The sequence below is a fragment of the Kitasatospora sp. NPDC056184 genome (assembly GCF_042268405.1).
In the GTDB taxonomy this organism is placed as follows: Bacteria; Actinomycetota; Actinomycetes; order Streptomycetales; family Streptomycetaceae; genus Kitasatospora.
This window is the reverse complement of the sequence record NZ_JBHJUI010000002.1, coordinates 208,973-232,771: the sequence shown is the minus strand read 5'-3', so window position 1 is coordinate 232,771 and position 23,799 is coordinate 208,973. Positions and strand designations below refer to the sequence as shown.

Annotated in this window: 24 protein-coding genes; 9 read left to right on the top strand and 15 right to left on the bottom strand. The window is 76.0% G+C overall.

Annotated elements, in window-relative coordinates; translation table 11 throughout:
- Positions 1–111: 111 nt before the first annotated feature.
- The gene (locus ACFC0B_RS06125) at positions 112–1,860 is read right to left on the bottom strand and encodes a serine/threonine-protein kinase (protein ID WP_376082923.1); all 1,749 of its coding nucleotides are present in this window, start codon (positions 1,858–1,860) and stop codon (positions 112–114) included.
- A gap of 212 nt (positions 1,861–2,072) precedes the next feature.
- On the opposite strand from ACFC0B_RS06125, the gene ACFC0B_RS06120 reads away from it, so the two are divergent.
- Complete coding sequence (locus ACFC0B_RS06120) at positions 2,073–2,468, top strand: SH3 domain-containing protein (protein WP_376082921.1); 396 nt, start codon at positions 2,073–2,075, stop codon at positions 2,466–2,468.
- A gap of 67 nt (positions 2,469–2,535) precedes the next feature.
- On the opposite strand, the gene ACFC0B_RS06115 is transcribed toward ACFC0B_RS06120, so the two are convergent.
- Positions 2,536–2,901 (bottom strand): darcynin family protein, encoded by a 366-nt coding sequence (locus ACFC0B_RS06115; protein WP_376082918.1) that lies wholly within the window; start codon positions 2,899–2,901, stop codon positions 2,536–2,538.
- On the bottom strand, positions 2,891–3,808 hold the full coding sequence (locus ACFC0B_RS06110) for an NAD(P)H-binding protein (protein WP_376082915.1): 918 nt from the start codon (positions 3,806–3,808) through the stop codon (positions 2,891–2,893). The genes ACFC0B_RS06115 and ACFC0B_RS06110 overlap by 11 nt, the downstream gene beginning before the upstream one ends.
- 108 nt (positions 3,809–3,916) lie before the next feature.
- Here ACFC0B_RS06110 and ACFC0B_RS06105 point away from each other — a divergent pair, with 108 nt between their 5' ends.
- The gene (locus ACFC0B_RS06105) at positions 3,917–4,864 is read left to right on the top strand and encodes a LysR family transcriptional regulator (RefSeq protein WP_376082912.1); all 948 of its coding nucleotides are present in this window, start codon (positions 3,917–3,919) and stop codon (positions 4,862–4,864) included.
- Between the two features lie 86 nt (positions 4,865–4,950).
- On the opposite strand, the gene ACFC0B_RS06100 is transcribed toward ACFC0B_RS06105, so the two are convergent.
- Positions 4,951–6,756, bottom strand: a complete 1,806-nt coding sequence (locus ACFC0B_RS06100) for a trypsin-like serine protease (RefSeq protein WP_376082909.1) — start codon at positions 6,754–6,756, stop codon at positions 4,951–4,953.
- A gap of 472 nt (positions 6,757–7,228) precedes the next feature.
- Between ACFC0B_RS06100 and ACFC0B_RS06095 the strand changes: the two genes are divergently transcribed.
- From ACFC0B_RS06095 to ACFC0B_RS06080, 4 genes are all read left to right on the top strand, one after another.
- Positions 7,229–7,726: a GNAT family N-acetyltransferase gene (locus ACFC0B_RS06095; RefSeq protein ID WP_376082906.1), complete on the top strand. Its 498-nt coding sequence runs from the start codon at positions 7,229–7,231 to the stop codon at positions 7,724–7,726.
- Between the two features lie 55 nt (positions 7,727–7,781).
- Positions 7,782–8,714, top strand: a complete 933-nt coding sequence (locus ACFC0B_RS06090) for an NUDIX domain-containing protein (RefSeq protein WP_376082904.1) — start codon at positions 7,782–7,784, stop codon at positions 8,712–8,714.
- Positions 8,715–8,803: 89 nt separating this feature from the next.
- Positions 8,804–9,535, top strand: a complete 732-nt coding sequence (locus tag ACFC0B_RS06085; protein ID WP_376082901.1) for a histone deacetylase — start codon at positions 8,804–8,806, stop codon at positions 9,533–9,535.
- A gap of 169 nt (positions 9,536–9,704) precedes the next feature.
- Complete coding sequence (locus ACFC0B_RS06080) at positions 9,705–10,202, top strand: DUF1772 domain-containing protein (protein WP_376082899.1); 498 nt, start codon at positions 9,705–9,707, stop codon at positions 10,200–10,202.
- A 49-nt stretch (positions 10,203–10,251) separates the two neighbouring features.
- Here the strand turns inward: ACFC0B_RS06080 and ACFC0B_RS06075 are convergent, their stop codons facing one another.
- The 7 genes from ACFC0B_RS06075 to ACFC0B_RS06045 form a co-directional block, all read right to left on the bottom strand.
- Positions 10,252–11,334, bottom strand: coding sequence for an AraC family transcriptional regulator (locus ACFC0B_RS06075; RefSeq protein ID WP_376082896.1), 1,083 nt, complete (start codon positions 11,332–11,334; stop codon positions 10,252–10,254).
- 117 nt (positions 11,335–11,451) lie between these two features.
- Positions 11,452–12,222, bottom strand: a complete 771-nt coding sequence (locus ACFC0B_RS06070) for an HAD hydrolase family protein (RefSeq protein WP_376082894.1) — start codon at positions 12,220–12,222, stop codon at positions 11,452–11,454.
- 44 nt (positions 12,223–12,266) lie between these two features.
- Entirely contained in the window at positions 12,267–12,842 is a 576-nt protein-coding gene (locus tag ACFC0B_RS06065) for a DUF1772 domain-containing protein (RefSeq protein ID WP_376082892.1), read from the bottom strand.
- 96 nt (positions 12,843–12,938) lie between these two features.
- Positions 12,939–13,802: an NmrA family transcriptional regulator gene (locus tag ACFC0B_RS06060; protein WP_376082891.1), complete on the bottom strand. Its 864-nt coding sequence runs from the start codon at positions 13,800–13,802 to the stop codon at positions 12,939–12,941.
- A gap of 136 nt (positions 13,803–13,938) precedes the next feature.
- Positions 13,939–14,745, bottom strand: coding sequence for a putative protein N(5)-glutamine methyltransferase (locus ACFC0B_RS06055; protein ID WP_376082889.1), 807 nt, complete (start codon positions 14,743–14,745; stop codon positions 13,939–13,941).
- A gap of 419 nt (positions 14,746–15,164) precedes the next feature.
- Positions 15,165–16,313, bottom strand: a complete 1,149-nt coding sequence (locus ACFC0B_RS06050) for a sensor histidine kinase (protein WP_376082886.1) — start codon at positions 16,311–16,313, stop codon at positions 15,165–15,167.
- Positions 16,310–16,984: a response regulator transcription factor gene (locus ACFC0B_RS06045; RefSeq protein WP_376082883.1), complete on the bottom strand. Its 675-nt coding sequence runs from the start codon at positions 16,982–16,984 to the stop codon at positions 16,310–16,312. Before ACFC0B_RS06045 ends, ACFC0B_RS06050 begins: the two co-directional genes overlap by 4 nt.
- Before the next feature lie 180 nt (positions 16,985–17,164).
- On the opposite strand from ACFC0B_RS06045, the gene ACFC0B_RS06040 reads away from it, so the two are divergent.
- Together ACFC0B_RS06040 and ACFC0B_RS06035 are read left to right on the top strand one after the other, a co-directional pair.
- On the top strand, positions 17,165–17,815 hold the full coding sequence (locus ACFC0B_RS06040; RefSeq protein WP_376082880.1) for a M15 family metallopeptidase: 651 nt from the start codon (positions 17,165–17,167) through the stop codon (positions 17,813–17,815).
- A gap of 11 nt (positions 17,816–17,826) precedes the next feature.
- Positions 17,827–18,837 (top strand): endonuclease/exonuclease/phosphatase family protein, encoded by a 1,011-nt coding sequence (locus ACFC0B_RS06035; RefSeq protein WP_376082877.1) that lies wholly within the window; start codon positions 17,827–17,829, stop codon positions 18,835–18,837.
- 62 nt (positions 18,838–18,899) lie between these two features.
- Here the strand turns inward: ACFC0B_RS06035 and ACFC0B_RS06030 are convergent, their stop codons facing one another.
- From ACFC0B_RS06030 to ACFC0B_RS06020, 3 genes are all read right to left on the bottom strand, one after another.
- Positions 18,900–19,133: a hypothetical protein gene (locus tag ACFC0B_RS06030; protein ID WP_376082874.1), complete on the bottom strand. Its 234-nt coding sequence runs from the start codon at positions 19,131–19,133 to the stop codon at positions 18,900–18,902.
- A 184-nt stretch (positions 19,134–19,317) separates the two neighbouring features.
- Positions 19,318–20,223, bottom strand: coding sequence for a carbohydrate kinase family protein (locus tag ACFC0B_RS06025; RefSeq protein WP_376082872.1), 906 nt, complete (start codon positions 20,221–20,223; stop codon positions 19,318–19,320).
- 3 nt (positions 20,224–20,226) lie between these two features.
- Complete coding sequence (locus tag ACFC0B_RS06020; protein ID WP_376082869.1) at positions 20,227–21,153, bottom strand: pseudouridine-5'-phosphate glycosidase; 927 nt, start codon at positions 21,151–21,153, stop codon at positions 20,227–20,229.
- 115 nt (positions 21,154–21,268) lie between these two features.
- Here ACFC0B_RS06020 and ACFC0B_RS06015 point away from each other — a divergent pair, with 115 nt between their 5' ends.
- On the top strand, positions 21,269–22,171 hold the full coding sequence (locus tag ACFC0B_RS06015) for a LysR substrate-binding domain-containing protein (protein ID WP_376082867.1): 903 nt from the start codon (positions 21,269–21,271) through the stop codon (positions 22,169–22,171).
- A 14-nt stretch (positions 22,172–22,185) separates the two neighbouring features.
- Here ACFC0B_RS06015 and ACFC0B_RS06010 read toward each other — a convergent pair whose 3' ends face one another.
- Positions 22,186–23,760 (bottom strand): S8 family serine peptidase, encoded by a 1,575-nt coding sequence (locus ACFC0B_RS06010; protein WP_376082864.1) that lies wholly within the window; start codon positions 23,758–23,760, stop codon positions 22,186–22,188.
- Positions 23,761–23,799 lie beyond the last annotated feature (39 nt).

The window sequence follows — 23,799 nt, the reverse complement described above, 5'->3', positions numbered from 1 at the left end:
TCGGCGCGTCGGGACATCGATGTGTCACGGGACCAGTCCAGCTTGGGCCCGGAGCGGGCCGCCCGCCCTGCGGTGGTGCCCCGTCCGTGGCCGGGCCCGCCGCCGACCGGCTCAGTCGGCGGCGTAGGTGCGGCGCACGTTGCCCTTGGTGTCCGCCAGCAGGTAGCCGCTGTTGTGGTACTCGTCGGAGAGGTAGACCCGGATGCTCGGCAGGTTGTCGCTCGGGAAGGTGTCGATGACCAGGTAGCGGCTGGTCGGGTCCTTCACGTTGAGGGTGTCGTTGGCCTTCTTCAGCAGGGCCGGGATCGCGTCCCAGTCGTACTGCGCGAGGTCAACCGCCTTGTCCTTGTCCATCGACGAGCCGGTGCGCTTGGTGACCTTGCCGTCCCGGTAGTCGTACCAGTCGTAGTTGCGGCCGTCGGCGGTGGGCACCTGGGCGTTCGCGTAGCCCGGGTAGACGTTGAGCGCCTTGACCTTCGTGCCGCCGCTCTGCGCGGTGATCGCCGCGACGACGGTGCGCACGCCGTCCGGGGTCATCAGGTCCTTGGTGTTCGCCGGCTGCTTGGCGGTCGGTGCGGTGGAGGCGGTGGCGGGCGGCGCGGGGGGCGCTGTGGCGGCCGGGCCTGTGGAGGCGGCCGCGCCCGCGGTCGTGCCCGGTTTCGCCGGGGAGCCGGCCGTGCCGGCGGAGGCCGACGATCCGCTCGGGGCGGCGTTCGGCTCGACCGCTTCGCCGGTCCCGTCCGGGCGCAGCGTCCAGGCGAGCACGCCCGCCAGGGCCACCCCGGCGACGGCGAGGGCGACCGAGGCGCCGGTCCGCCGGCGGGTCGGCGGCGGGGGCGGGGGCGTCGCGGCGAGGCCGGTCGCGCCGAGGTACTGGGTCCCGGTGTCGTCGACGGGCCCGCCGCCCGGTCCGGGGAGGTACGCCGAGCCCGAGGGGCCGGAGAAGGAGCCCGAGGAGGGGTCGGCGTACGCGCCCGGGTACGGCCCGGCCGGCGGGTACCCCGCACCGCCCGCCGCACCGCCCGCCTCGGCCGCCGCGAGCGCGTGGTCGAGCTGCGCGGCGGGCGGGCGCACCGCCGGGTCACGGGCGAGCAGCGCCGCCAGCACCGGCCCCAGCGGCCCGCAGCGGGTCGGCGGCGGCAGGGGCTCGTCGAGCACGGCCGCGAGCGTGGCCAGCGTGGTGGCGCGGCGCAGCGGGTGGTGGCCCTCGACGGCGACGTACAGCAGCATGCCGAGCGACCACAGGTCGGAGGACGGGTTGCCCTCCTCGCCACGGATCCGCTCCGGCGCGATGTACTCGGGCGAGCCGATCAGCGCGCCGGTGGCGGTGAGCGCGGTGGCGTCCTGCATCGCGGCGATGCCGAAGTCGGTGAGCACGGGGGTGCCGTCGGGGCGCAGCAGCACGTTGCCGGGCTTGACGTCGCGGTGCTGGATGCCGGCCGCGTGCGCCGCGAGCAGCGCGGCGAGCACGCCGCGGCCGATCCGGGCGGCCTCGGGGACGGTGAGCGGGCCGCGGGCGATCCGGTCGGCGAGGCTGCCGCCGGTGACCAGCTCCATGACCAGCCACGGGTGGGGGTGCCCGGGGGTGTCGACGATGTGGTGGATCACCGCGACGTTCGGGTGCTGGAGGCGGGCGAGCGCGCGGGCCTCGCGCAGCACGCGCTCGCGCAGCTCGTCGGCGGCCCTGGGGTCGGCCGCGGCCATCGCCGGGTCCGGCGGGCGGACCTCCTTGAGCGCGACCTCGCGGTGCAGCATGGTGTCGCGGGCACGCCAGACCAGGCCCATGCCTCCGCCGCCGAGGCGTTCCAGCAGTTCGAAGCGGTTGTCGATGAGCCGCGTCTCCGGCCCCCCAGTGTTCATGCCGCACATCGTAGGGGCCGCCATGGACAGTTCGGCGACCGCCCGGGCGGCCGGGTGTCCCGTGGGCGCCCGTCCGCACGGGCGCCGGGGCTCGGGTTCCAGGCCGCACGGGGGGGCGGGTGCCACCCTCCCGGGCGAGCCCGGCGGGTCCTTCCGGGTGGCCGTGGGCCGGGCGTGGTCCGCGCCCGGCGGGCCGGCTCGTTGTGCCCGGTATGCCTGCACACGTCGGAAGGGCCGCCTGGGCCTCGCTGTCCCTGCTGGTCCTCACCCTCCTGGCGGTGGCCGTGGGGACCGACCACCCGTCGCCGCCCCCGGAGCAGCCCCCGGGCCCGCCCCCGGCGGACGCCCCGCACGGCTGGGTGGTCGCCGCGAGCGCCGCCAACGTCCGGCGCGAGCACTCGGTCGACGGCGCGGTCCTGGGCCTGGCCCGGTGCGGCGAGCCGGCCGAGATCGTCGACACCTGGATCTCCCCGCTGGGCACCCGCTGGAGCCGGATCGTGGTGGGGCCCAGCGGTCTGACGGGCTGGGTCCTCCGGTCGCTGCTCAGCCACCCCGCCCCGCCCGGCCGGGCCCCCACCTGCCCCACCCCGCCGCCGCCCGACGCGTAGCGAGGGGCGGCGGCCGAGGGCGGGTGACAGCGGCGAGGCGGCGAGGGCGGCCGGTCCGGGCGGGGCGTCAGGTGGCGAGGGTGGCCGCCGGCTCCAGGCCGTAGGTGCGGGCGTAGCCGTTCTCGGTGCCCACGAGCAGCTCGACGACGTCGAAGTAGCGGTCCCAGAAGGGGGTTTCCCGCAGCGCGTCGATCAGCAGCCGGTAGGCGTCGTGGTCGTCGGCCTCCCAGACCCAGATGTCGGTGACCCGCGCCGAGTAGAACTCCGTGTCGTAGAAGCGGGACCGGACGCCGCGGGTTCGGGCCTCGACCACCGGGACGACGTGGGCGGTGAAGGCCCGGACGCGTTCGGCCACGGTCATCGCCAGCCACTCGGGCGTCGTCTTGACCAGCATGAACGCGGTGACCGGCGGCTCGGTGCGGTCAGCGGGCATCGGCGGCCTCCGGCGCGGCGAGGACGGCGGGCTTGAGGGTCTGCGCGCACCACCGCGCGAATCCGGTGGCCTGGCCCGTCCGCGGCGAGCGGCCGACACCCGTGTCCAGGCCCCGGTCCTTGGCGCGCTTCATGTCGACCATTCCCTCGACGAACGCCTCGTCGAGGCCCCGGCCGAGCAGGTCGGAGCGCAGTTCGTCGAGCGTCTGCCGCCGGTAGCGGACCGGACGGCCCAGCTCCTCGGTCATGATGCGGGCCAGGTCGTCGGGCGAGAGGTCCTGCGGGCCGAGCACCGGGACGCTGCCGACGCCGGTCCAGGTGCGGTCCAGCAGCAGCCCGGCCGCCGCCGCGGCGATGTCGGCGGCGGCCACCATCGGGGCCGGGCGGTCCGCGGCGACGGTGTCGGTGAAGACGCCGTCCTCGCGGATCGAGCCGGCCTCCTCCAGCAGGTTCTCGAAGAAGGACGGGTTGGCCAGGGCGCGGTAGGCGGTGCCGGAGCCGGCGATCAGGTCGTCCATGGCCAGCGAGGCGGTGACCAGCCCGGCCCGGGCGGCCTGCGGGGTGCCGCGGCCGAGCGCCGAGACGCCGACGATGTGGCCGACACCGTGGGCGGCGAAGGCCCGCGCGGCCGGGCGGGTGAAGCCGCTGTAGGCCTGCTCGGGCGTCACCGAGCCGTCCGGCGGCACCAGCCAGAACACGGCGTCGGCACCGGCGAAGGCGCGCTCGACGGTCGCGGCGTCGCCGTGCGAGCCGGTGACCACCTCGACCCGTCCGCGCAGGGACCCGGGGAGCCGGGCGGGGTCGCGGACCACCACCCGCAACTCCTCCCCGTGCGCCGGCGCGGCCTCGACCAGCAGCGACAGCAGCCGGCGGCCGATGTTTCCGGTGGGAGCGGTGATGACGATCATGAAAACCTCTCGGTCGTTTCGTCGGATCGGTACGACCCCCTCATCGTGCGGACGCCAACCGCCTTGCCACAATGGGAACTTCAGCATCCAATCCTTGCCCGGAACGGAATGACGCAGGTGAGCAACCCGACCCCGCACCTCGACGCCAACCTCGCCGTCGCCCTCGACGCCCTGCTGACCGAGCAGAGCGTCACCCGTGCCGCCGCGCGGCTGCACACCTCCCCCGCGGCGATGAGCCGCACCCTGGCCCGGCTGCGCCGGGTGCTGCAGGATCCGCTCCTGGTGCGGGCCGGGCAGGCCATGGTGCCCACCCCCCGCGCCGAGGCACTGCGGGACGAGGCCGGCGCGGTGGTGCGCCGGCTGGAGGCCCTGCTCACCCCGAGCGGAGAGGTCGACCCGGCCGCCCTGCGGCGCACCTTCACCCTCCAGGCTTCGGACCTGGTCGGCGCGGCGCTGGCCCCGGGGCTGCTCGCGCTGGCCCGGCGACGGGCTCCGGGGGTCTCGCTGCGGGTGCTGCCCGAGGAGTGGGAGGCCGGCCCCGCGCTGCGCGAGGGCCGGGTCGACCTGGAGGTCGGGGCCATCGACCACGTCGACCCGGAGACCCGGGTCGAGGAGCTGGCCACCCTGCGGATGGCGGCCGGCGTCAGGGCCGGGCACCCGCTCGCGGAGGGCACCCTGACGCCTGCCCGGCTGGCGGCGGCCGAGCACGTGGCGGTCAGCCGCCGGGGCCGCTTCACCGGCCCGCTGGACGCGGCCCTGGCCGAGCACGGGCTCAGCCGGCGGGTCGGCGTCGTCCTGCCCGGGCACCTGGCGGCGATGGCTCTGGCCGCCGCCGGCGACGCGGTCTGCCTGGTGCCGGCCGCGCTGCCGGGCGAGCCCCCGTCCCCGCTCGGCGGCGCCGCGCACGCTCTGGGGCTGCGCCTGCTGGACATCCCGCTGCCGCTGCCGCCGCTGACCATCGGCATGGCCTGGCACCCGCGCCACACCGCCGACGGCGCCCACCAGTGGCTGCGCGCCGCCGTCCGCCGGGTACTGCGCCCGGCCCGGGCGGGTTAGGCGGGGACGGACCGGGGCCCGCCTTCCTCCGTGGAAGACGGGCCCCGGTCGCGGTCCGGCGGTGCGGCCGCGCGGTGTTCGGCAGGTCAGGGGGTGGAGGGGCCGCCCTCGTACGGGACCCAGCCCTCGGCCGCCGGGTCCACGGACCACAGCGTGCTCCTGGTGTCGCGGACGAAGGTGGTCAGGTTGCCGTCGGTCGGGTCGACGACCGCGAACGGCACCGCGTCGGGGGCCAGCACGGTGTCCGCCGTGGTGTGGACGTACTTGGTCCAGCCGTTGTGCTGGCCGCCGCCCTGCGGGTCGAAGGAGTAGAGCTCGTTCTCGGGCCCGTTCACGAACACGTTGACGTGGTTGGTGCCCGGGTTGACCGCCGCGACGGGGTCGGTGGCGGCCATCGCCTGGCCGGGGTTCCAGCCCAGGTGGACCCAGCCGGGGCCGAACGGATCCACCGACCAGAGGTTGTGGGCGGTGTCACGGATGTACGTCACGAAGTGCCCGCTGGCGGGGTCGACGACCGTGCTGGGCACGGCGTCGGGGGCCATCGCAGTGCCGGCGGGGGTCAGGACGAACTCGGTCCGCGTCCGGTCGGGGAGCGAGAGCGCGTTCAGCCGGTTGTCCGGCCCGTTGTAGTAGAGCGTGATGTGCTGGTCGTTGGGGTTGATGATCGGCACGGGGTCGGTGGCGACCATCGGCGCGGCGATCTCGGGGAAGACGTCGGTCCAGGTCCGGCTCTGCGGGTCGAACGACCACAGGCGCCTGGCGGTGTCGCGGATGAAGACGACCAGGCGGTTGGTGGCCGGGTCGACGATCGTGCGCGGCACGGCGTCGGGCGCCAGGACGGTGCCGCTCGGGGTCGCGGGGAACTCGGTCCACTTCTTCCCGTCGCGCTCGTCGAACGACCAGAGCCGGTTGTCCGGGCCGTTGACGTAGACCACGACGCGGTTGGTGACGGGGTCGACGGCGGCGGTCGGCGGGGTGGCGGCGTAGACGCCGTGGTCGACCCAGCGCTCGCCCTGCGGGTCGAAGGACCACAGGTGGTTGGCACTGTCCTGGAGGTAGGTCACCAGGTGGTTGTCGACCGGGTCCTTGATCGTGAACGGCGTGCCGGTGAAACGGGTGCCGGAGGAGGTGGTGTGCCGGGTCGTGTTGATCCAGCCGAAGACGTCGTCGGTGCGGGTGCCGGTGGCACCGGTGCGGGTCTCGGTCACGCCGAGGCAGCCGCCCTGCCAGGACCGGGAGGCGACGGCGACCAGCTCGGCGCCCGCACCGGTGCCACGGATCACGGGGGCCCCGGTGTCGCCCTTGCAGACCGCCGCGCCGCCGGTGCCGGCGAGGTCGACGCCCGCCGGGCGCACCGCGCCGAGGGTGAAGGCGCCGGAGTGCAGCCTGGTGGGCACCCATTCGGTCTTGGTGCGGCCGTAGGCGGGCACCCGGAGCGTCTCGGCCGCGGTCGGCGCCGACTCCGCGACCCGGAGCGGGGTGATGCCGTCGACCGGGGCGGCCAGCTTGGCCATCACCAGGTCGCGGCCCGCACTGGCCACCAGCTTCTCCACGGTCCTGACCGCGCCCGTGCCGCTCGCGGTCAGGTCGGTGCGGCCCACGGTGACGGTGGTGTTCCAGCTCGGCGTCTCGCCGATGGCGGTGGGCTGGGCGGGGTCGGCGGCGAAGCACGAGGCCGCCGTGATCACCCAGTAGCGGTCCACCAGCGCACCGGTGCAGGCACGGACGTTGTCACCGATCGCGATCCGCGCGGTGTAGGCGTACGAGCCGTCGGCCGCCGGATCGCCCGCCACGGCGCCCGCGGTGGAGGCGGAGAACGCGGTCAGGGCACCGGCGGCGAGAGTCGCCGCAAGGGCGCCGGCCTTGAGGGTTCGTATGCGAGTGCGGGACACGGACCGGACCTCCGGACTACTGGCGGCAGTTGCTGAAACAGTCATCGGGAAACGGGATTCGAGCAAGGCAGGCCCTTCATCCTCGGAGGCGCCGTCAGTGAATCGCCTGGTGACGGCGCACTCGTTCGGAACGGGTAAAAGCATGCGCGGAATTTCGGAGATCATCATCCCAACGCGGTGCCGATCGCACAAGAACAGCTTGGTCAACGGAAGGTGACGAGCCATCGGCCAGGAGCCCGATCGGCAGGAAATCCTCGGAATTCCACGCGATCGACAGCATTCCGCCGTTTCTGACAATTTGTTCACGTACACACGCATGTCCCGTTTAGGGCGGACATCGGCGCGCACGTGGCGCTGTGCCACGCCCCCGGGAGCGCCCGGGCATGCGGAGGTGGGGTTCCGGAGCGGGTGCGAACGGGTAGGGGCCCGCAGCGGCGGCGGGCCGGTGCGGGACGGACGGAGGTGGCGCCGGGTGGGTGAGAACGCGGCGGATGGCGGGGTGCGGCCCGCCGGGCCGGGGGACGCGGACGAGCTGCTGCGGCTGCGGGTCGCCGTACTGGACGGCGGACCGCTGGACGCGGAGTGGCGCGCCACCTTCCGCGACGACATGCGGGACCGGCTGGGCCGCGATCCGCACCTGCTCGCCTTCGTCGTGCCGGCCGACGGCGGCGGGCTGGCGGCCTGCGCGATCGGCATCGTCTACCGCGGCTACCGCGGGCCGAGCCACCCGACAGGGCTGTGGGGGCGGATCCACACGGTGGTCACCGACCCGGCGCACCGGCGGCGCGGGCACGGCCGGGCCGTCGCGGAGGCGCTGGTCGAGGCGCTCGGGGCGGGCGGCTGCGGGTCGGTCGAACTGCGGGCCACCGAGGCCGGTGCGCCGCTCTACCGGACGCTCGGCTTCGCCCCGGTGGACGGGTACATGCGGCTGGACCTCGGCGCCGGGCGGGCGGTGCCCGGAGCCCGCTGACGCGCTCGTGACCGTGCCCTGCCCCGTCGTTCCCTCGTCGAAGGAGGCCCCCCAGGTGGAGCGTTCGCCCCGTCCCTCACCCCTCGCCGCCGCACTCGCCGCCGTGCTCGTCACCGATGTGCTGGGCCGGGTCCTGCTGCTGCGCCGCCCGGACGGCCGCTGGGAGCTGCCGTCCGCCGCCGTCCGCCCGGCCGAGGCCCCGGCGGCGGCGGCCGTCCGCGCGCTGGCCGAGGTCTGCGGGGTGGCCGCCGGCACGGTGCGACCGGCCGGGGTCTTCGAGGAGGCGGCGGAGGACGGCGCGGAGGCGGCGCGGCGACACGTGTTCGCGCTGTCGGCGCACGCTCCCGGCGCGCTGGACCGGCTCGTCCTCCCCCGACACGCCACGCACGCCTGGTTCTTCACGGACAACCTGCCCGGTGTCTCCCCCGCCGCCGTCCGCTTCCTGCGGGCGCACGCCCCGGCCCGCCCGCACCTGCCGCGCCCCCAGTGGCTGGCCACCACCCCGCGTGCGTGGCTGTGCACGGCCGCCGTGGTGACCGCGCCGGACGGGCGGCTGCTGATGGTGAGGTCGCGGGTCCGGGAGCCGGACCGGCGGCCGGACGCCGGGCGGTGGAAGTTCCCCGGCGGCGTGCTCGACACCCACGAGGACTCGCCGACCGGGGCGGCCCGCGAGCTGCGGGAGGAGACCGGGCTCGACCGGCCGCCCGGGCCGCTGCTCGCGGTGGTCTGGCAGCACCCGGCCCCCGGCGCGGACCACCCCATCGTGCAGTTCTTCCACGACTTCGGCACCGCCGACCCGGCCGTGGTCCGGCTCGGCTGCCCGGACGGCGAGATCACCGACTGGGCCTGGTTCCGGCCGGACGAGGAGCTGGACGCCGCGGCCGGTCCGGCCCGGGGGTACGCGGCGCGGCAGGCGCTGGCGGCCCGCGCGTCCGGTCGGACCGCGACCGGCGCCCACCCGCCGGGGCCGTTCGAGGACCCGCGCTGACCGGCGGGTGCCCGGGTGCGCCGGACCTGCCCGGCGCGCCTGCCCGGAGGGGCCGGTCCGGGCGGGCCGGTCGGGTAGCCTCACCGGCCGTGGAGGAGATCCGACCGCTCGTCAGCCCGCCGCCCGGCCCCGCGCCGTCGAGCCCCGGGCCGGCCGCGCCGCCCCTCGTCTGGTACGCCGCGTACGGCTCGAACATGCACGCCGAGCGGCTCGCCTGCTACCTGCGCGGCGGGCGGCCTCCCGAGGGCGAACGGGACTACCCCGGCTGCCGCGACGCCCGGCCGCCGGAGCGCTCGGTGCCGGTGCGCCTGCCCGGGCTGCTCTACTTCGCCCTGGAGTCGCGGACCTGGGGCGGCGGCATGGCCTTCTACGACCCCCGCCGGCCCGGCACCGCGGCCGCCCGCGCGTACCTGCTGACGGCCGGGCAGTTCAGCGACATCGCCGCCCAGGAGATGGGCGGCGGTCCGGGCGCCGACCTCGACCTGGCCGCCGTGCTGCGCACCGGCCACGACCCGCAGGGACCGGGCCGGTACCAGACCCTGGTCTGCCCCGGCACGCTGGACGGCGTCCCCGTGCTGACCTTCACGGCCCCGTGGACGCTGGCCGAGGCCGAGCTGAACGCCCCGCGCGCCCGCTACCTCCGCAACCTCGCCACCGGGCTGGCCGACGCGCACGGCTGGTCGCCGCGCCGCACCGCCGTCTACCTCAGCACCCGTCCGGGCGCCGCCGGGCACTGGACCGCCGACGCCCTGCTGGCCGCGCTCGCCGGGCACACCGGGCACACCGGGCACACCGGGCACACCGGGCGCACCGGAGGCTGACCTTCCGCGATCGGGTTCCGGCCGCGGATCCGTGACCATTCGTCATCATCATTGCCCTATCGGCCAATTCAGTGGTCAGGCGGCCGTTCGATGACGGATGATCGGCCTTCGGGCCGCTTCGATCGGGCGGCGCCGGCCGACAGGACGGGGGCAGGGCGACATGGAGGCGATGCGGGTCTTCGCACTGGTGGCGGCGACCGTCACCACCGGAGTGACGTCCGGACTCTTCTACACCTACGCCTCGGTGACACCGGGGCTGCGCACCGCCGACAACCTCGCCGTGGTCCAGGCGATGCAGCGGCTCAACGTGGCGGTCCTCAACGGGTGGTACCTGCTGGGCTTCGCCGGGGCCCTGGTCTCCACGGCCGCGGCCGTCGTGCTGCACCTGCCGAGCGACGGGCACCGGGTGCTGCCCGCGGCGGTCGGCGCGCTGGCCTGCTACACCGGCTCGCTGGTGGCGACCAGGGCGGTCAACCTCCCGCTGAGCCAGGCGCTGGCGGAGGCCGGCGAGGCGGGCCGGGCGGAGTACGGGGAGCCGTTCGACCCCCGGGACCCGTACGGAGCGCGGCGGGTGCGGTGGAGCGCGGCGCGGGCGCTGCTGTCCACGGCGGCGCTCGGCTTCCTCTGCTGGGCCCTGGTGATGCACTGCGACATCAGCCCGAACTGAGGCCCACGGCCGGACGGCCGGGGGCGGCACCGGCGCCGTCCCGTCGCGTTCAGCCGGCCGCCAGCACCACGGTGGTCGGCCCGGGACGGGAGGGCAGCGCCGTCGCGCCCGGAGTCGTCCGGTCCGTTGCCCCGCCCGCGCCGTCCTCCGCCGCTCCGCCCTCCGGACCGTCGGCCGGGGCACCGGAGGCGGCCAGGCGGCGGTGTTCCTGCGGGGTGATCCCGCGCACCCGCTTGAAGGCGGTGCTGAGCGCGAACGCGTCGCCGTAGCCCACCCGGCGGGCCACCGCCGCGATGGTGAGCTCGGGGTCGCGCAGCAGGCCGGCCGCCAGCGTCAGCCGCCAGTTCGCCAGGTAGGCCATCGGCGGTTCGCCGACCAGCGCGGTGAACCGCCGGGCCAGCCCGGCCCGGGAGACCCCGACCTCGGCGGCGAGCGCGGCCACCGTCCAGGGGCGGGCCGGATCGTCGTGCAGCAGCCGCAGCGCCGGACCGACCACCTCGTCGGCCTGCGCCAGCAGCCAGCCGGGCGCGTCGGCGTCCGGGGCGGCCAGCCAGCCGCGCAGCATCCCGACCACCAGCAGGTCCAACAGCCGGTCCAGCACCACCTCCTGGCCGGGCTCGGCCCGGGTGGCCTCGGTGGCGAGCAGCCGGACCAGGGTGTCCTCGGTGCTGTTCACCCCGGCGGGCCGCACCAGCAGGGCCGGCAGGTGGGCCAGCAGCCGGCGGCCGATCTCGTGGTCGGCCCGGTAGGTGCCGGACAGCATCACCGACGGCCGCTCGTCGCCCGGCCGGGTCTCGCCCCAGGTCCGCACCCCGAGGGCCATCGAGGTGGCCACGCTGACGCCGTCCTTGGAGCAGATCTGGCCGGGGCCGATGACGATCCCCGCCTCGGTCCCCGGGTCGTCCGCGACGGTGTACGCGTCCGGCCCGCGCAGCAGTGCCAGGTCGCCCGGCCGCACCGGCACCGGTTTGCCGCCGTCCGGCAGGATCCACGCCTCGCCGTCCAGCATGGTCACCAGCGACAGCGGTGCGCGGTCCTCGATCCGCAGCGCCCACGGCGCGCTGAGGACCGAGCGCAGTACGAACGCGCAGCGGGCCTTGGGGCCGTCGAGCAGCCCGGTCAGGGTGTCCATGGCGGGCCTTCCCGGCGAGGCGTCAAGGAGCGGCGTCCATCCTGGCAGACGCCGGCTCCCCCGCGCACCCCGGTCGCGCGCGCCCCCACGGGCGGCGGCCGGCCGGCGGTACGGACGTCAGCCGGCGGCGCCCGCGGCGGCCAGCCGGAGGATCTCCTCGGCGACGGCGCCCGGTTCGGGGGCGACGGTGACCCCGGCGACGCCGTCCAGCCCCGGGTGGGTGCCGACCCGGACCGCGTGCCGCGCGTTGCGCAGCAGGTCGAGGTCGTTGACGTCGTTGCCGAAGGCGTTGTACTCCTCGATGCCCAGGGCGGCCAGGGCCTCCCACTTGTTCGTGGTGCCCGGCGCGAAGTCGGCGATCGACTCGTCGACATGGTGGTTGACGGTCATCCCCAGCACCCGGCCGGCCTCGGCGAGGGCCGCCAGGTCGGTGGCGTCGACCACGAGGAACTTCACCACGGCGGGGAGATCGGCGAGGTCGACCCGGCGGGCCAGGCGGCCCTGGTCGACGCGGCCGAGGATCGGGTGGTCGGCCGGCCCGGTGTAGGCGTAGTCCCACGGGCCGTCGGCGAGGTAGCCCGCCCGGAACCGCTCGGCCTCGACCAGCAGCTCGCCGAGGTCGCCGGCGTCGAAGGCGGCGCGCGCCCGGACCCGGCCGCCGACGGAGACCAGGCTGCCGTTGCCGCCGATCAGGGTGGCGGCGGGGAAGGCGCCGTCCAGGACCGGCAGGAGGTCGCGGACCGGCCGGGCGGAGGCGAAGACCAGCTGGTGCCCGGCGCGTTCGCAGGCCTCGACGGCGGCGAGGATCCGGCGGTCGATCGTCCTTCCGTCGAAGCAGAGCGTGCCGTCGATGTCGAAGACCGTGGTGCGGGCGCTGGAGATGATCATAAGAAGATCGTATCCATCCGGATCCGTACGCCCCGCCGGGTGGGTCAGCGCGCGGCGGGGCGGCGGTGGACCAGCAGGGCACGGGTGAGGGCGGCCAGCGCGGCGGTGCAGAGCACGGTGCGGGCGAGGTTGGCGGCCGTCCAGGTCGGTGCGAAGGCGGCCCGGACGGCGGCGAGGTCGGTGATCCCGGCGGGGTCGCCGGCCGCGGCGAGCCGGTCGTTGAGCGGGATGTTGACGGCGCCGGTGAGGACGAGCGCGGCCAGGTAGAGCAGGGTCGCCACGGCCGTCCACAGGGTGGCGGCGCGCCGGCCGGAGCGGTGCAGCAGCCAGGTGCCCACGGCGGGCATCGCGAGGGCGCCGACGAAGACCGCGCCGAAGACCGGGTTGGTGATCGCGGTGTTGATGTGCTGCATGGCGGTCACGTAGGTGCGGTCGTCGCCGGCGGCGAGGCCCGGCATGACGGAGACGTCGAAGGCGAAGAAGAGGCCGGACATCAGGCCCATCGCGGTGGCGGCGGTGGCGAGCACCGGGCCGGTGGCGCGGGAGGAGGCGGTCACGGTGGCGGCGGTCGCACCGGTGAGGACGGGGGCGGAGGGGAGGGCGGGGACGGCGGCGGACATGAGCGGGCTCCAGGAGGCGTCGGGGCGGGCGGCGGCCCGGGGATCGTGCGCGGATCCCCGGGCCGGGGGTGGAACGGCGGGGTGCGGCAGGGGTGTTCAGACGTTCCAGACGCCGGACGCGGCGGCGTCCCTGGCGAAGTCCGCGAAGTCGCGCGGCTCGCGGCCGAGTGCCCGCCGCACCCCGTCCGCCAGGCAGGCGTTGCGGCCGTCCAGGATCAGCGTGAACAGGTCGGCGAAGTCGCCGGGCAGGCCGAGGGCCGCCAGCATCTCGCGGCACTCCTCGACGGTGATCGGGGTGAAGCGGATCTCCCGCCCGGTCGCCGCGGACAACTCGGCGGCGGCGTCCGCGAAGGAGAGCAGGCGCGGGCCGGTCACCTCGTAGACCTCGCCGTCGTGGCCGTCCTCGGTGAGCGCCGCCACGGCGACGTCGGCGATGTCGTCCGTGTCGACGAACGGCTCGACGGCGGTGCCGGTCGGCAGCGCCAGCTCGCCCGCGAGCACCGCGTCCAGGAAGAAGCTCTCGGAGAAGTTCTGGGAGAACCAGGAGCAGCGGACCACCGTCCAGCCGGTGCCGGCCCGGGCGACCGCCGCCTCGGCGGCCTGCGCGGACTCCTCGCCGCGCCCGGAGAGCAGCACCAGTCGCTCGACCCCGGCCTTGGCGGCGTGCCGGGCGAAGGCGCCGACCGTCTCCACGGCGCCGGGGAAGGCGAGGTCAGGGGCGTAGGCGAGGTAGGCGGCGGTGACGCCGTCGAGGGCGGCGTCCCAGGTGGTGTCGTCGTTCCAGTCGAACGGGACCGGCGCGGTGCGCGAGCCGATCCGGGCGGTGTGGCCGAGCGCGGTCAGGCGCTCGGCCACCCGCCGGCCGGTCTTGCCGGTACCACCGGTGACCAGGACGGTCCGGGCGGCGGCGGTGGCGGCGGAGGTGCTGGGCTGCTGGTTGCTGTTCGCGTTCTCGTTCATGGGCATCAGTCAACTCCGCGCGCCGCCGCCCGGACATGGCCGTCGCGCTCAGCCGCATGTCCACGCGTCTACGGCTGCGCGCGTACGGCTCCGTGCGTCCGGCTGCGCGCGTACGGCTCCGTGCGTCCGGCTGCGGCTAGCTCGCGGCGGTCGGCGGCAGGCCGGCGGTGACCACGGTGGCGTCGAGGTCCTCGTCGTAGCCGAGGACGGCGGTGAGGCCCGCGGCGGTGACCACGCCGAGGGCGGTGGCGGCCTGCTGGTCGCTGGTCTCGAAGAACAGCGCGCCGCCCGGGGCGAGCCACCGCGGGGCCTCGGCGGCCACCCGGCGCAGCACGTCGAGGCCGTCGGCGCCGCCGTCCAGCGCCGGCCGGGCCTCGTGCAGCCGGGCCTCGGCGGGCAGCAGCTCGATGTCGGCGGTCGGCACGTACGGGACGTTGGCGAGCAGCACGTCCACCCGGCCGCGCAGGCCGGGCGGCAGAGCCTCGAAGAGGTCGCCCTCGAACACCTCGGCGCCGGTCCCGGCGAGGTTGCGGCGGGCGCAGCGGACGGCGGCGGGGTCGAGGTCGGCGGCGTACAGCCGGACGGGGTGGCCGGCGGTGGCGGCGAGCGCCGCGCCGAGGGCTCCGGTGCCGCAGCACAGGTCGACCACCAGCGCCTCCTCACGGGCGAGCGCGGCGGCGGAGCGGGCCAGGAACTCGCTGCGCCGGCGGGGCACGAAGACACCGGGGTCGACGGCGATCCGCAGGCCGGCGAACTCGGCCCAGCCGGCGACGTGTTCGAGCGGCCGGCCGGCGGCACGGTCGCGGACCATGGCGGCGAGGTCGGCGGGCGTCGCGGCGGCGGCGAGCAGGATGCGCGCCTCGTCCTCGGCGAAGACGCAGCCGGCGGCGCGCAACCTGGCGGTGACGGCGGAGCGGAGGTTGACAGACGGGTGGACAGACAAGGGAACCCCTCGGAGCACAGGCGGGAGGACGTCGTCCGAACCCGGGGCTCCCGCGCGATGCGTCGCCGAACGGCGGACGCTCCCGCGCTCGGGACGGCGGCCGGCGCTACGGCCGGGCGTGGTCCTGCACGAGGGTGTCGCCGTCGCGGCCGGGGAGCACCCGTTCCGGCACAGCGGTCATGGGTTCTCACCTCCCCGTCTCTACGCTTACTACTGCGGCGTCCGACACCCTACCGCACCCGCACTGCGCCCGCAGCCGCCTCTCCGCGCCGGTGGGCCACCGCGGAGAACGGAGCGCCCGCGCGGCAGAGGTCGGCCACGGGACCGGCCCGCGTTCCCGGGCCGGCCCCGGCGGGAGCGCTCGGCGCGCTGCCCGACCGGTGCCCCCGACGGGCGCCCCGGAGCGGGGCCGGGCTCGGCTACGGCTCGGGCGAGCCCGGCAGGACGAGGGTCACCCGCAGGCCGCCGGCCGGTTCGGGGACCAGGTGGAGTTCGCCGTGGTGGGCCTCGGCGACGGCGGCCACGATCGCCAGGCCCAGGCCGTGGCCGCGGCGGGCCGGATCGCTCGCGGCGGTGCGCCCGCGCCCGCGCAGGAAGGGTTCGGTGAAGGTGGCCACGGCCTCCGCCGTCAGCCGCGGGCCGGTGTTGGCGACGCCGAGGCGCACCCGGCCGGGCCGCTCCGGGTCGGCCCCGGTGACGAGGGTGACCCGCCCGTCCGCGGGCAGGTTGTGCCGCAGGGCGTTGTGGAGCAGGTTGACGGCCGCCTGGCGCAGCAGGACGGCGTTGCCGGTGGTCGGGGCGGGCCGCAGGTCGGCGGTGAGCCGGACGCCGAGGGCGGCGGCCTCGTCCCGGACGGCGGCCAGCGCCTCCCCCGCGGCGGCGGCGAGGTCGGTGGGGGCGAGCTCGGGCGCGGTGTGGCCGAGGTCGGCGAGCTGGAGCAGGGCCTCGCTGATCTCAATGCCGCGCTGGTTGGTGTCCTGGAGGCGGCCGACCAGCTTGCCCCAGTCCTGGCCGGCCGGGTCGGCGGCGGCGACCTGGAGCATGGTGCGGGTGATCGCCAGCGGGGTGCGCAGTTCGTGGGAGGCGTTGGCGGCGAAGCGCTGCTGGGCCTCGAAGGAGCGCTGGAGGCGGGCCAGCATCTCGTCGAAGGCGTCGGAGAGCTCGGTGAACTCGTCGCGCGGCCCGGTGAGGGCGATGCGGTGCTCCAGCGCCCCGCTCGCGGCGCGGTGCGCGGCTTCGGTGATGTCCTTGAGCGGGCGCAGCACCCGGCCGGCGATCAGCCAGCCGCCGGCCAGGCCGACGGCGGTCAGCAGGGCCAGGGCGTAGCCGCTGGCGGTGAGCAGCGAGCGCAGGATCTCCTGCCGGGAGGGGGCGTCGGAGCGGTAGCGCGGGTTGGAGGAGGTGAGGGGGTAGTTGGGGATGTAGCGCATGCCGACGTAGACCACGGCGAGCGAGAGGGTGCCGGCGGTGACGGCGAAGAGGGTGTAGCTGAGGGTCAGCCGCATCCGGGCGGTCAGCCGGCGCGGGCGCGGGCGGTGCGGGCGCCCGGCGAGAGGGGGTCTGCTCACCGCCGGGGGTCCTCCTCGCCGAGGCGGTAGCCCACGCCCGGCACGGTCTGGATCACCCACGGGTCGCCGAGGCGTTTGCGCAGTCCGGAGATGGTGATGCGGACGGCGTTGGTGAAGGGGTCGGCGTTCTCGTCCCAGGCGCGTTCCAGCAGGTCCTCGGCGCTGATGACACCGCCGCGCGCCGCCATCAGGACCTCCAGGACGGCGAACTGCTTGCGGGACAGGCCCACGTAGCGGCCGTCGCGGTAGACCTCGCGGCGGAACGGGTCCAGGCGCACTCCGGCGTACTCCAGGACCGGCGGGGCGGCCTGGGCCGGGCGGCGGGCCAGCGAACGCAGCCGGACCACGAGTTCGGCGAGGTCGAAGGGCTTGGTGAGGTAGTCGTCGGCGCCGAGTTCGAAGCCGGCGACCTTCTCGTCGAGGCGGGCGGCGGCGGTGAGCATCAGGACCCGGCAGCCCAGGCCGCGCTCGACGATGCTGCGGCAGACGTCGTCGCCGTGGGTGCCGGGGATGTCGCGGTCGAGGACGACGACGTCGTAGCCGTGGACCGCCAGGCGCTCCAGCGCCGCGTCACCGTCGGTGACGATGTCGCAGGCGATCGCCTCCAGCCGCAGTCCCGCTTGGACCGCCTCCGCGAGATAGATCTCGTCCTCCACCACCAGGACCCGCACGTGCCGCTCTCCCGTCGTCGCTGTTCACCCCCATTGGACCCGATGAGGCCTATCGAAAACGTATCGGTTCGCGCAGACGTCCTCGCAACACGGCGCCTCCTCCAATGGTCCGGGAACGCACGGACACATCAGGAGGCAGCCATGGACACAGGCCGGACGAGGACGAGCACGGAGCCGGGCATGCCCACGGGGGCGACGGCCCGCACCGGGCGGCGCCGGCTGGCCGCGGGAGTCTCGGCGGTGGCGCTGCTGGCCCTGGCCGGGGCGTGCGCCGCCGACCCGCCGGGGATCCGGGCCGCTCCGCCCGCCCCGCCCGCCCCGCCTTCGACCTCCGCCACCACCGGACCGCCGCCCCCGACGGCCACGGCGACCGCCGCTGCGGCGGCGACCGGACCGGAGGCGGACGGGGAGATACCCGACGGCCGCACCCTGAGCCCCTTCGACACCGCCTCCCCGGCCGTGGGCAACCTGGACGGCCCGCTGCGCGAGGCCCTGCAGCGGGCGGCCACCGACGCCCGGGCCCAGCGCATCGAGATGACCGTCACCTCCGGCTGGCGCAGCAGGGCCTACCAGCAGCGGCTGCTGGACCGGGGGGTGACCAGGTACGGCAGCCTGGAGCGGGCCCGGCAGTTCGTCAACACGCCGGACAAGTCCGCGCACGTCACCGGAAAGGCGGTCGACGTCGGCCCGACCGACGCCGACTACTGGCTCATCCAGCACGGCGCCGCGTACGGGCTGTGCCAGGTGTACGCCAACGAGATCTGGCACTTCGAGCTGCTCACCCGGCCCGGCGGGACCTGCCCCGCGCAGCTCCAGGACGCCGCGGGATGAGGAGGCGCGTCATGACGGCCCTCACGGCGGTCCTTCCCGAACCCCGTACCGAGCCCGAACCCCGTACCGGCCCGGACCGGCCGCACCGGCCGCACCGGGCCGCCCCCCGGTGGCGGCGCGGGCCCGTGCCCGCCGCGCTCGGGCTGCTCACCGCGCTCGCCCTCGGCGGCCACCGGCTGGTACCGGACCTGGGCCTGGGCCTCGGCCGGCTGTGGGAGAGCGCCCTGCCCTGGAGCGGCCTGGTGCTCCCGCCGGTGCTGCTGTGCGCGGCGCTGCGCCGGGCGCCGGCGGCGGCCTGCGCGGGCGGGGTGCTGGCCCTGGTGTGGGCGGTGGTGTTCGGGCCGGTACTGCTGGCCGGCGGGACGGCGGGCGCCACGGGCGGCCCGGGCCTGACGGTGGTCACCCACAACGTCAACGCCGCCAACAGCGACCCGGCCGGCACCGCCCGCGCGCTGCTCGCGGCCGGCCCGGACCTGGTCGCCCTGGAGGAGGTCACCGACGCCGCCCTGCCCGCCTACCGGGGCGTGCTCGACAAGGCGCTGCCCCACTACGCCCGCACCGGCACCGTGGCGCTGTGGAGCCGCTACCCGGTGACGGAGTCGCGGCGGCTGGTCATCGACCCCGGCTGGAACCGCTCCCTGCGGGCCGAGGTCCGCGCTCCCGGCGGTCCGGTGGCCGTCTACGTGGCCCACCTCGCCTCGGTGCGCACGACCGTCGCCGGCTTCGCCACCGCCCAGCGCGACCGCGACATCGCCGCCCTCGCCGAGGCCCTGGACGGCGAACCGCTGCGCCGAGTGCTGCTGCTGGGCGATCTCAACACGGCCTCCGGCGACCGCGCCCTCGCCCCGCTCACCGACCGTCTCACCCGCGCCGCCACCGGCTTCGGCTTCAGCTGGCCCGCGGCCTTCCCCGTGGTCCGCATCGACCACATCCTCACCCGCGGGCTCACCGCCACGGACACCTGGACCCTCCCCGCGACGCCCAGTGACCACCGGCCGGTGGCGGCGAGGCTCACGGGGTGACGGCGGTGCCGCCCGCTCCGGCCCTGCCGGGGCGGAGCGGGCGGCACCGGCGGCGTCCGGGCTCAGCGGGTCGCGGCCGCGGCGTCCTGCGGCTGGACGGCGCAGGCGTCGGCCACGTGCCGGCCGGCGAAGCCGAGGAAGGTGCCGAGGACGTGGCGGCACACCGCCGCCTCCTTCTCGTTGCGCGGCCCCTGGGCGGCGGCCGGCTGGGCGGCGCTCAGCGGCACGGCCAGCAGCGCGGCGGCCAGCAGCAGGACGGACCCGATCGCGCGGGCGGCGGATCTGGCGAGTGTCATGACGGCGGAACCCCTTGTCGGGTGGGTGATGGGACGAGCCATCTCCTACCGCACGCGACACCCCGCCGATCGGACCGTGCGCCGTTGGTGAGCGTGTCCCGGACAACCGGCCCCGGCCCGACCCGACCAGCCGAGCCCGGCCCGACCTGCCGGGCCCGGCCCGCGGGGACCGGGCCGGGCCGGTTCAGTCCTGCGGACAGGACGCGCCGGGCGAGGCGAGCACCCGCGCCGCGCAGCGGTGCCCGCGCGCGGCGGCCTCCCGCAGCCCGGCCCCGCCCGGCCCGGTGCCGGTCAGCCGGCCGTCCAGGAAGGCGGCGAGGAAGCCCGCCGCGAAGGCGTCGCCCGCGCCGGTCAGGTCGCGGACCTCGCCGACCGGCGGCACCGGCACGGTGAACGGCCGCTCCCCCGGCACGTCGACCGTGGTCGCCTCGGCGCCCGACTTGGTGACCACCGTGGTGGCCGCCAGCCGGGCCCGCTCCGGCCCCGGCCGGCCGTCGGCGAGCAGCCCCAGGTACGCGGACTCCTCCCGGTTGGCGAACAGCAGGGCGGGCGCGAGTTCGGCGGCGAGAGCGAGGAAGCGCTCGCGGCCGAAGCCCTCCAGCATGCCGGTCGAGGAGGCGTCCAGCGAGGTGGTGCCGCCCGCCGCCCGGACCCGGCGCAGCGCGTCGACGGCCGCCGTGCCGACCGGCTCCCCGTCGAAGGAGTAGGCGGGCACGTGCAGGTGGGTGAGCCCCTCCAGCCAGGCGTCCGGGACGGTCTCCAGCAGGGTGGCCGCGCCCCGGTCGGGGAGCATGGTGCGCTCGCCCGCGTCGTCGATGAGGACGACGATGCTGCCGGTCCTGCCGTGCCGGGCGACCCGCACGTCCACACCGTGGCCCGCCAGTTCGGCGGTCAGGCCGTGCCCCGCCGGGTCGTCGCCGACGCAGCCGAGGAACCGCGTGGGGCACTGGCCGGCGGCGAAGGCGGCGACGTTGGCGGCGCTGCCGCCGCGCTGCCGGAAGACCCGGGCGTCGGAGTCGGTGCCGTGCCGCAGCGGGCCGCCCACCCAGACGACGATGTCCTCGACGAGGTCGCCGAGCACTCCGAGCACGTGTCAGCCCTCGTTCCGGGCGGCGGCCAGCGCGGTGGCGATCTCGCCGCCCAGCCGGACGTTGCCCCGGTAGACCTCGATGTTCACCTCCAGGCTGCGGCCCTGGGTGTCGCGCTGGATGAAGTCGAGCAGGAACGGGGTGGAGGCGTTGCCGCTGACGCCCAGGCGCTCGGCCTCGGCCCAGGCGCGGGTGAGCAGCGCGTCCAGCTCCTGCGGCGGGAGCTGCTTGTCGGGGTCGACCGGGTTGGCGATGAGGACGGCCTGCGGCAGCCCCAGGCCGTCGCGGGCCTCGATCACCTCGGCGGCCTCCTCGGGGGTGTCGACCCGGTAGCCGATCGCGTGGCCGGAATCGGTGATGTAGAAGCCGGGGTAGCGGCGGGTGCGGTAGCCGATGACCGGGATGTTGAGGGTCTCGAAGCGCTCCAGGGTGGCCCGGATGTCGAGGATCGACTTCACACCGGCGCTGATCACGGTGACCGGGGTGGTGGCCAGGGTGGTCAGGTCGGCGGACTCGTCGAAGCTCTGCGAGGCGCCGTAGTGGACGCCGCCGAGGCCGCCGGTGGAGAAGACCCGGATGCCGGCGCGGTGCGCGAGGAAGGCGGTGGCGGCGACGGTGGTGCCGCCGTGGCGGCCGAGCGCGGTGATCACCGGGAGGTCGCGCAGGCTGGACTTGTCCAGGTCGTCGGACTCGGACAGCTCCTCGATCTGCCCGGTGGACAGGCCCACCGTGGGCACGCCCGCGAAGACGCCGATGGTGGCCGGGACGACGCCGGTGGACCGCAGCCGCTCCTCCGCCTCCAGCGCGACCTCCAGATTGCGCGGCCGGGGCAGCCCGTGGGTGAAGATCGTCGACTCCAGGGCGACGACGGGCGCGCCGGCGGCGACGGCCTCGGCGACTTCCTCGGAGATGCGGATCGGCAGTCCGGTCATGGCGGTGTGCTCCCTGTGAGGCTGCCACCACGGTGTGGCAGGAGTGGCTTCAGCGTAGGGAGCGATCACATCGGGATCCAGAATGAATACCGGCCCTTCTCATAGACTTCCGGCTATGAGTCTCACCCTGCGCCAGCTGGAGGTCTTCCTCACGGTGGCCGACACCCTGCACTTCGGCAGGGCCGCCGACCGGCTGCACATCTCCCAGCCGACGGTCAGCCAGGAGGTCGCCCGGCTGGAGCGGACCGTCGGGGTGGAGCTGTTCGACCGCAGCCGGCGGGCGGTGCGGCTGACCCCGGCCGGGGAGGTGATGGCCGTCGAGTCCGCCGGCCTGCTCGACCGGGCCGAGGCGCTGCTGGCGCGGGTGCGGCTGCACGAGGAGGCCCGGCTGCGCACGGCGCGGATCGTCGCCTCCCCCACCGTGGTCAACCGGCTGCTGCCGGCCGTGGTCAGCCGCGCCGAGCGCGAACTGCCGGACCTGGTGCCGGCCGAGCTGTCGGTGGACACCGGCCGGGTCTCGCCGACGCTGGCCGCCGAGCTCGCCGACATCGGCCTCGGCCGCTTCCTCGACGAGGTGCCCGGCTACCGGCGGGAGCGGATCGCCGACGAGCCGGTGCGGGTCGCGCTCAGCCGGGACCATCCGCTGGCCGGGCGGGAGGCCGTCCGGCTGGACGAGCTGGGCGACCTGCCGCTGCTGCTGTGGCCGCGCGAGCAGAGCCCGCGCTACTACGACCACGTGCTGGCGCTGTGCGCCGAGCACGGGGTGGAGCCGCCGGTGCTGGTCGGCCCGGCCCGGATCGTCGGCTCCCGGCTCTACCTGCTGGCGCAGAGCCGGGCGTTCTCGCTCGTCCCCGCCTCGATGACCGGCCACCTCACCGGGGACGTGGTCACCGTGCGGCTTTCCGGCCGGGCCACCCTGCCGCTGGAGTTGCAGTGGCGCCTGGACGACCGCCGCCCCGGGCTCGCGGCGCTGCGCGAGCTGATCCGCGAGGAGGCGGCCGCCCTGGAGGCGTTCTGACCTGCGGAGGTCGCTCAGAACTGCAGCGACCAGCCGTTGACGGTGCCGGGGAAGTAGCCGCCGACGTCGGTCACCCGCAGCCGCCAGACCCCGGCCGCGGTGTGCGCGGAGGCGTCCACGCCGTACACGCTGACCAGGTTCGAGTAGGCCTCCCCGATGTTGGTGTCGTGCAGCAGGAACGCCGCGCCGTCCGGGGCCACCAGCTCGACCTTGAGGTCGCCGCGCCACCAGTAGTCGATGTCCACGGAGACGTCGAGGTCACGGGGCGCCTTGCCGGGGACCCCGGAGACGGTGACGGGCGACTCGACCGTGCCGACCCCCTCGAACGGCACCGGACCCGGGGCGGCGAACCGCGGGCCGCGCGGCCGGTTCGGCACCGTGCCGGTGTACAGCAGCCGGTCCGGCGAGCCCGTGCCGAGCCCGTGCAGTGAGCCGGCGGTCGCCGCCGAGGTCAGCGCCGCGGACACCTGGGCGGGGGTGGCGGTCGGGTGCGATGCCAGGTACAGCGCGGCGGCGCCCGCCGCGTGCGGGGAGGCCATCGAGGTGCCCGACATGTCGATGCCCAGGCCGCCCGTGTCGACCACGGACCAGACCGAGGTGATGTCCACGCCCGGCGCGTAGAGGTCCACCAGGGGGCCGTAGTTGGAGAACGAGGCCTCGACGTCGTCCCGGTCGGACGCGCCGACGGTGATGGCGCTCGGCACCCGGGCCGGGGAGTGCTGGCTCGCGTCCAGGCTCTGGTTGCCCGCCGCGACCGTGTAGGTCAGGCCCGCCGCGATGGATCCCGCGACCGCCGCGTCCATCACCGGGTCCGGCTCGCTGCCCAGGCTCATGTTGACGACCGCCGGGCGGACGGCGTGCTTGGTGACCCAGTCGATGCCGGCGACGACCTGCTCGGTGGTGCCCTCGCCGTCGTCGTTGAGCACCCGCACGGCGACGATCTTCGCGGCCTTGGCGACCCCGTAGGTGTGGCTGGCCACCGTCCCCGCGACATGGGTGCCGTGGCCGTGGCCGTCCTGCGCGACGTTGTCGTTGTCGATCGCGTCGTAGCCGTCCGAGGCGCGCCCCTCGAACTCCTCCGAGGTGACCCGCACCCCGGTGTCCACGATGTACGCCGTCACCCCGGCGCCCGCCGCGTCCGGATAGGTGTAGCGGTCGTCGTAGGGGAAGCGGCGCTGGTCGATCCGGTCCAGGCCCCAGGACTCCGGCGCCGTCTGCACGCCGTCGGCCCGCACCCGCCGGTTCTGCGAAACAAGCGCCACCGACGGATCGGCGGCCAGCCGACGGGCCTGCTTCGCCGTGAGATCGGCCGAGAACCCGCGCAGCGCCGCGTCGTAGCTGCGGCGCACCGAACCGCCGTAGGAGCGGGCCAGCGCCGCCGCGCCGTCCGCCACCGAACCCGCCACGGAGGCGGTCGGCTTGAGCACCACCAGATAGCTCCCGGGGACCGCGGTCGCCGACCCCTCGCCCTGCACCGCCCCCTCCGGAACCGCCGCCGTGGCGGGGAACACCCCGCCGGCGCCGATCGTCAGGACCGCGGCCGTTCCCAGCACCGCGCAGACCCTTCGCAGACGTCGTTCCGAACCCATCGTCGAACCCCCTCCGGTGTGAACCTGCCCACAAGCCTG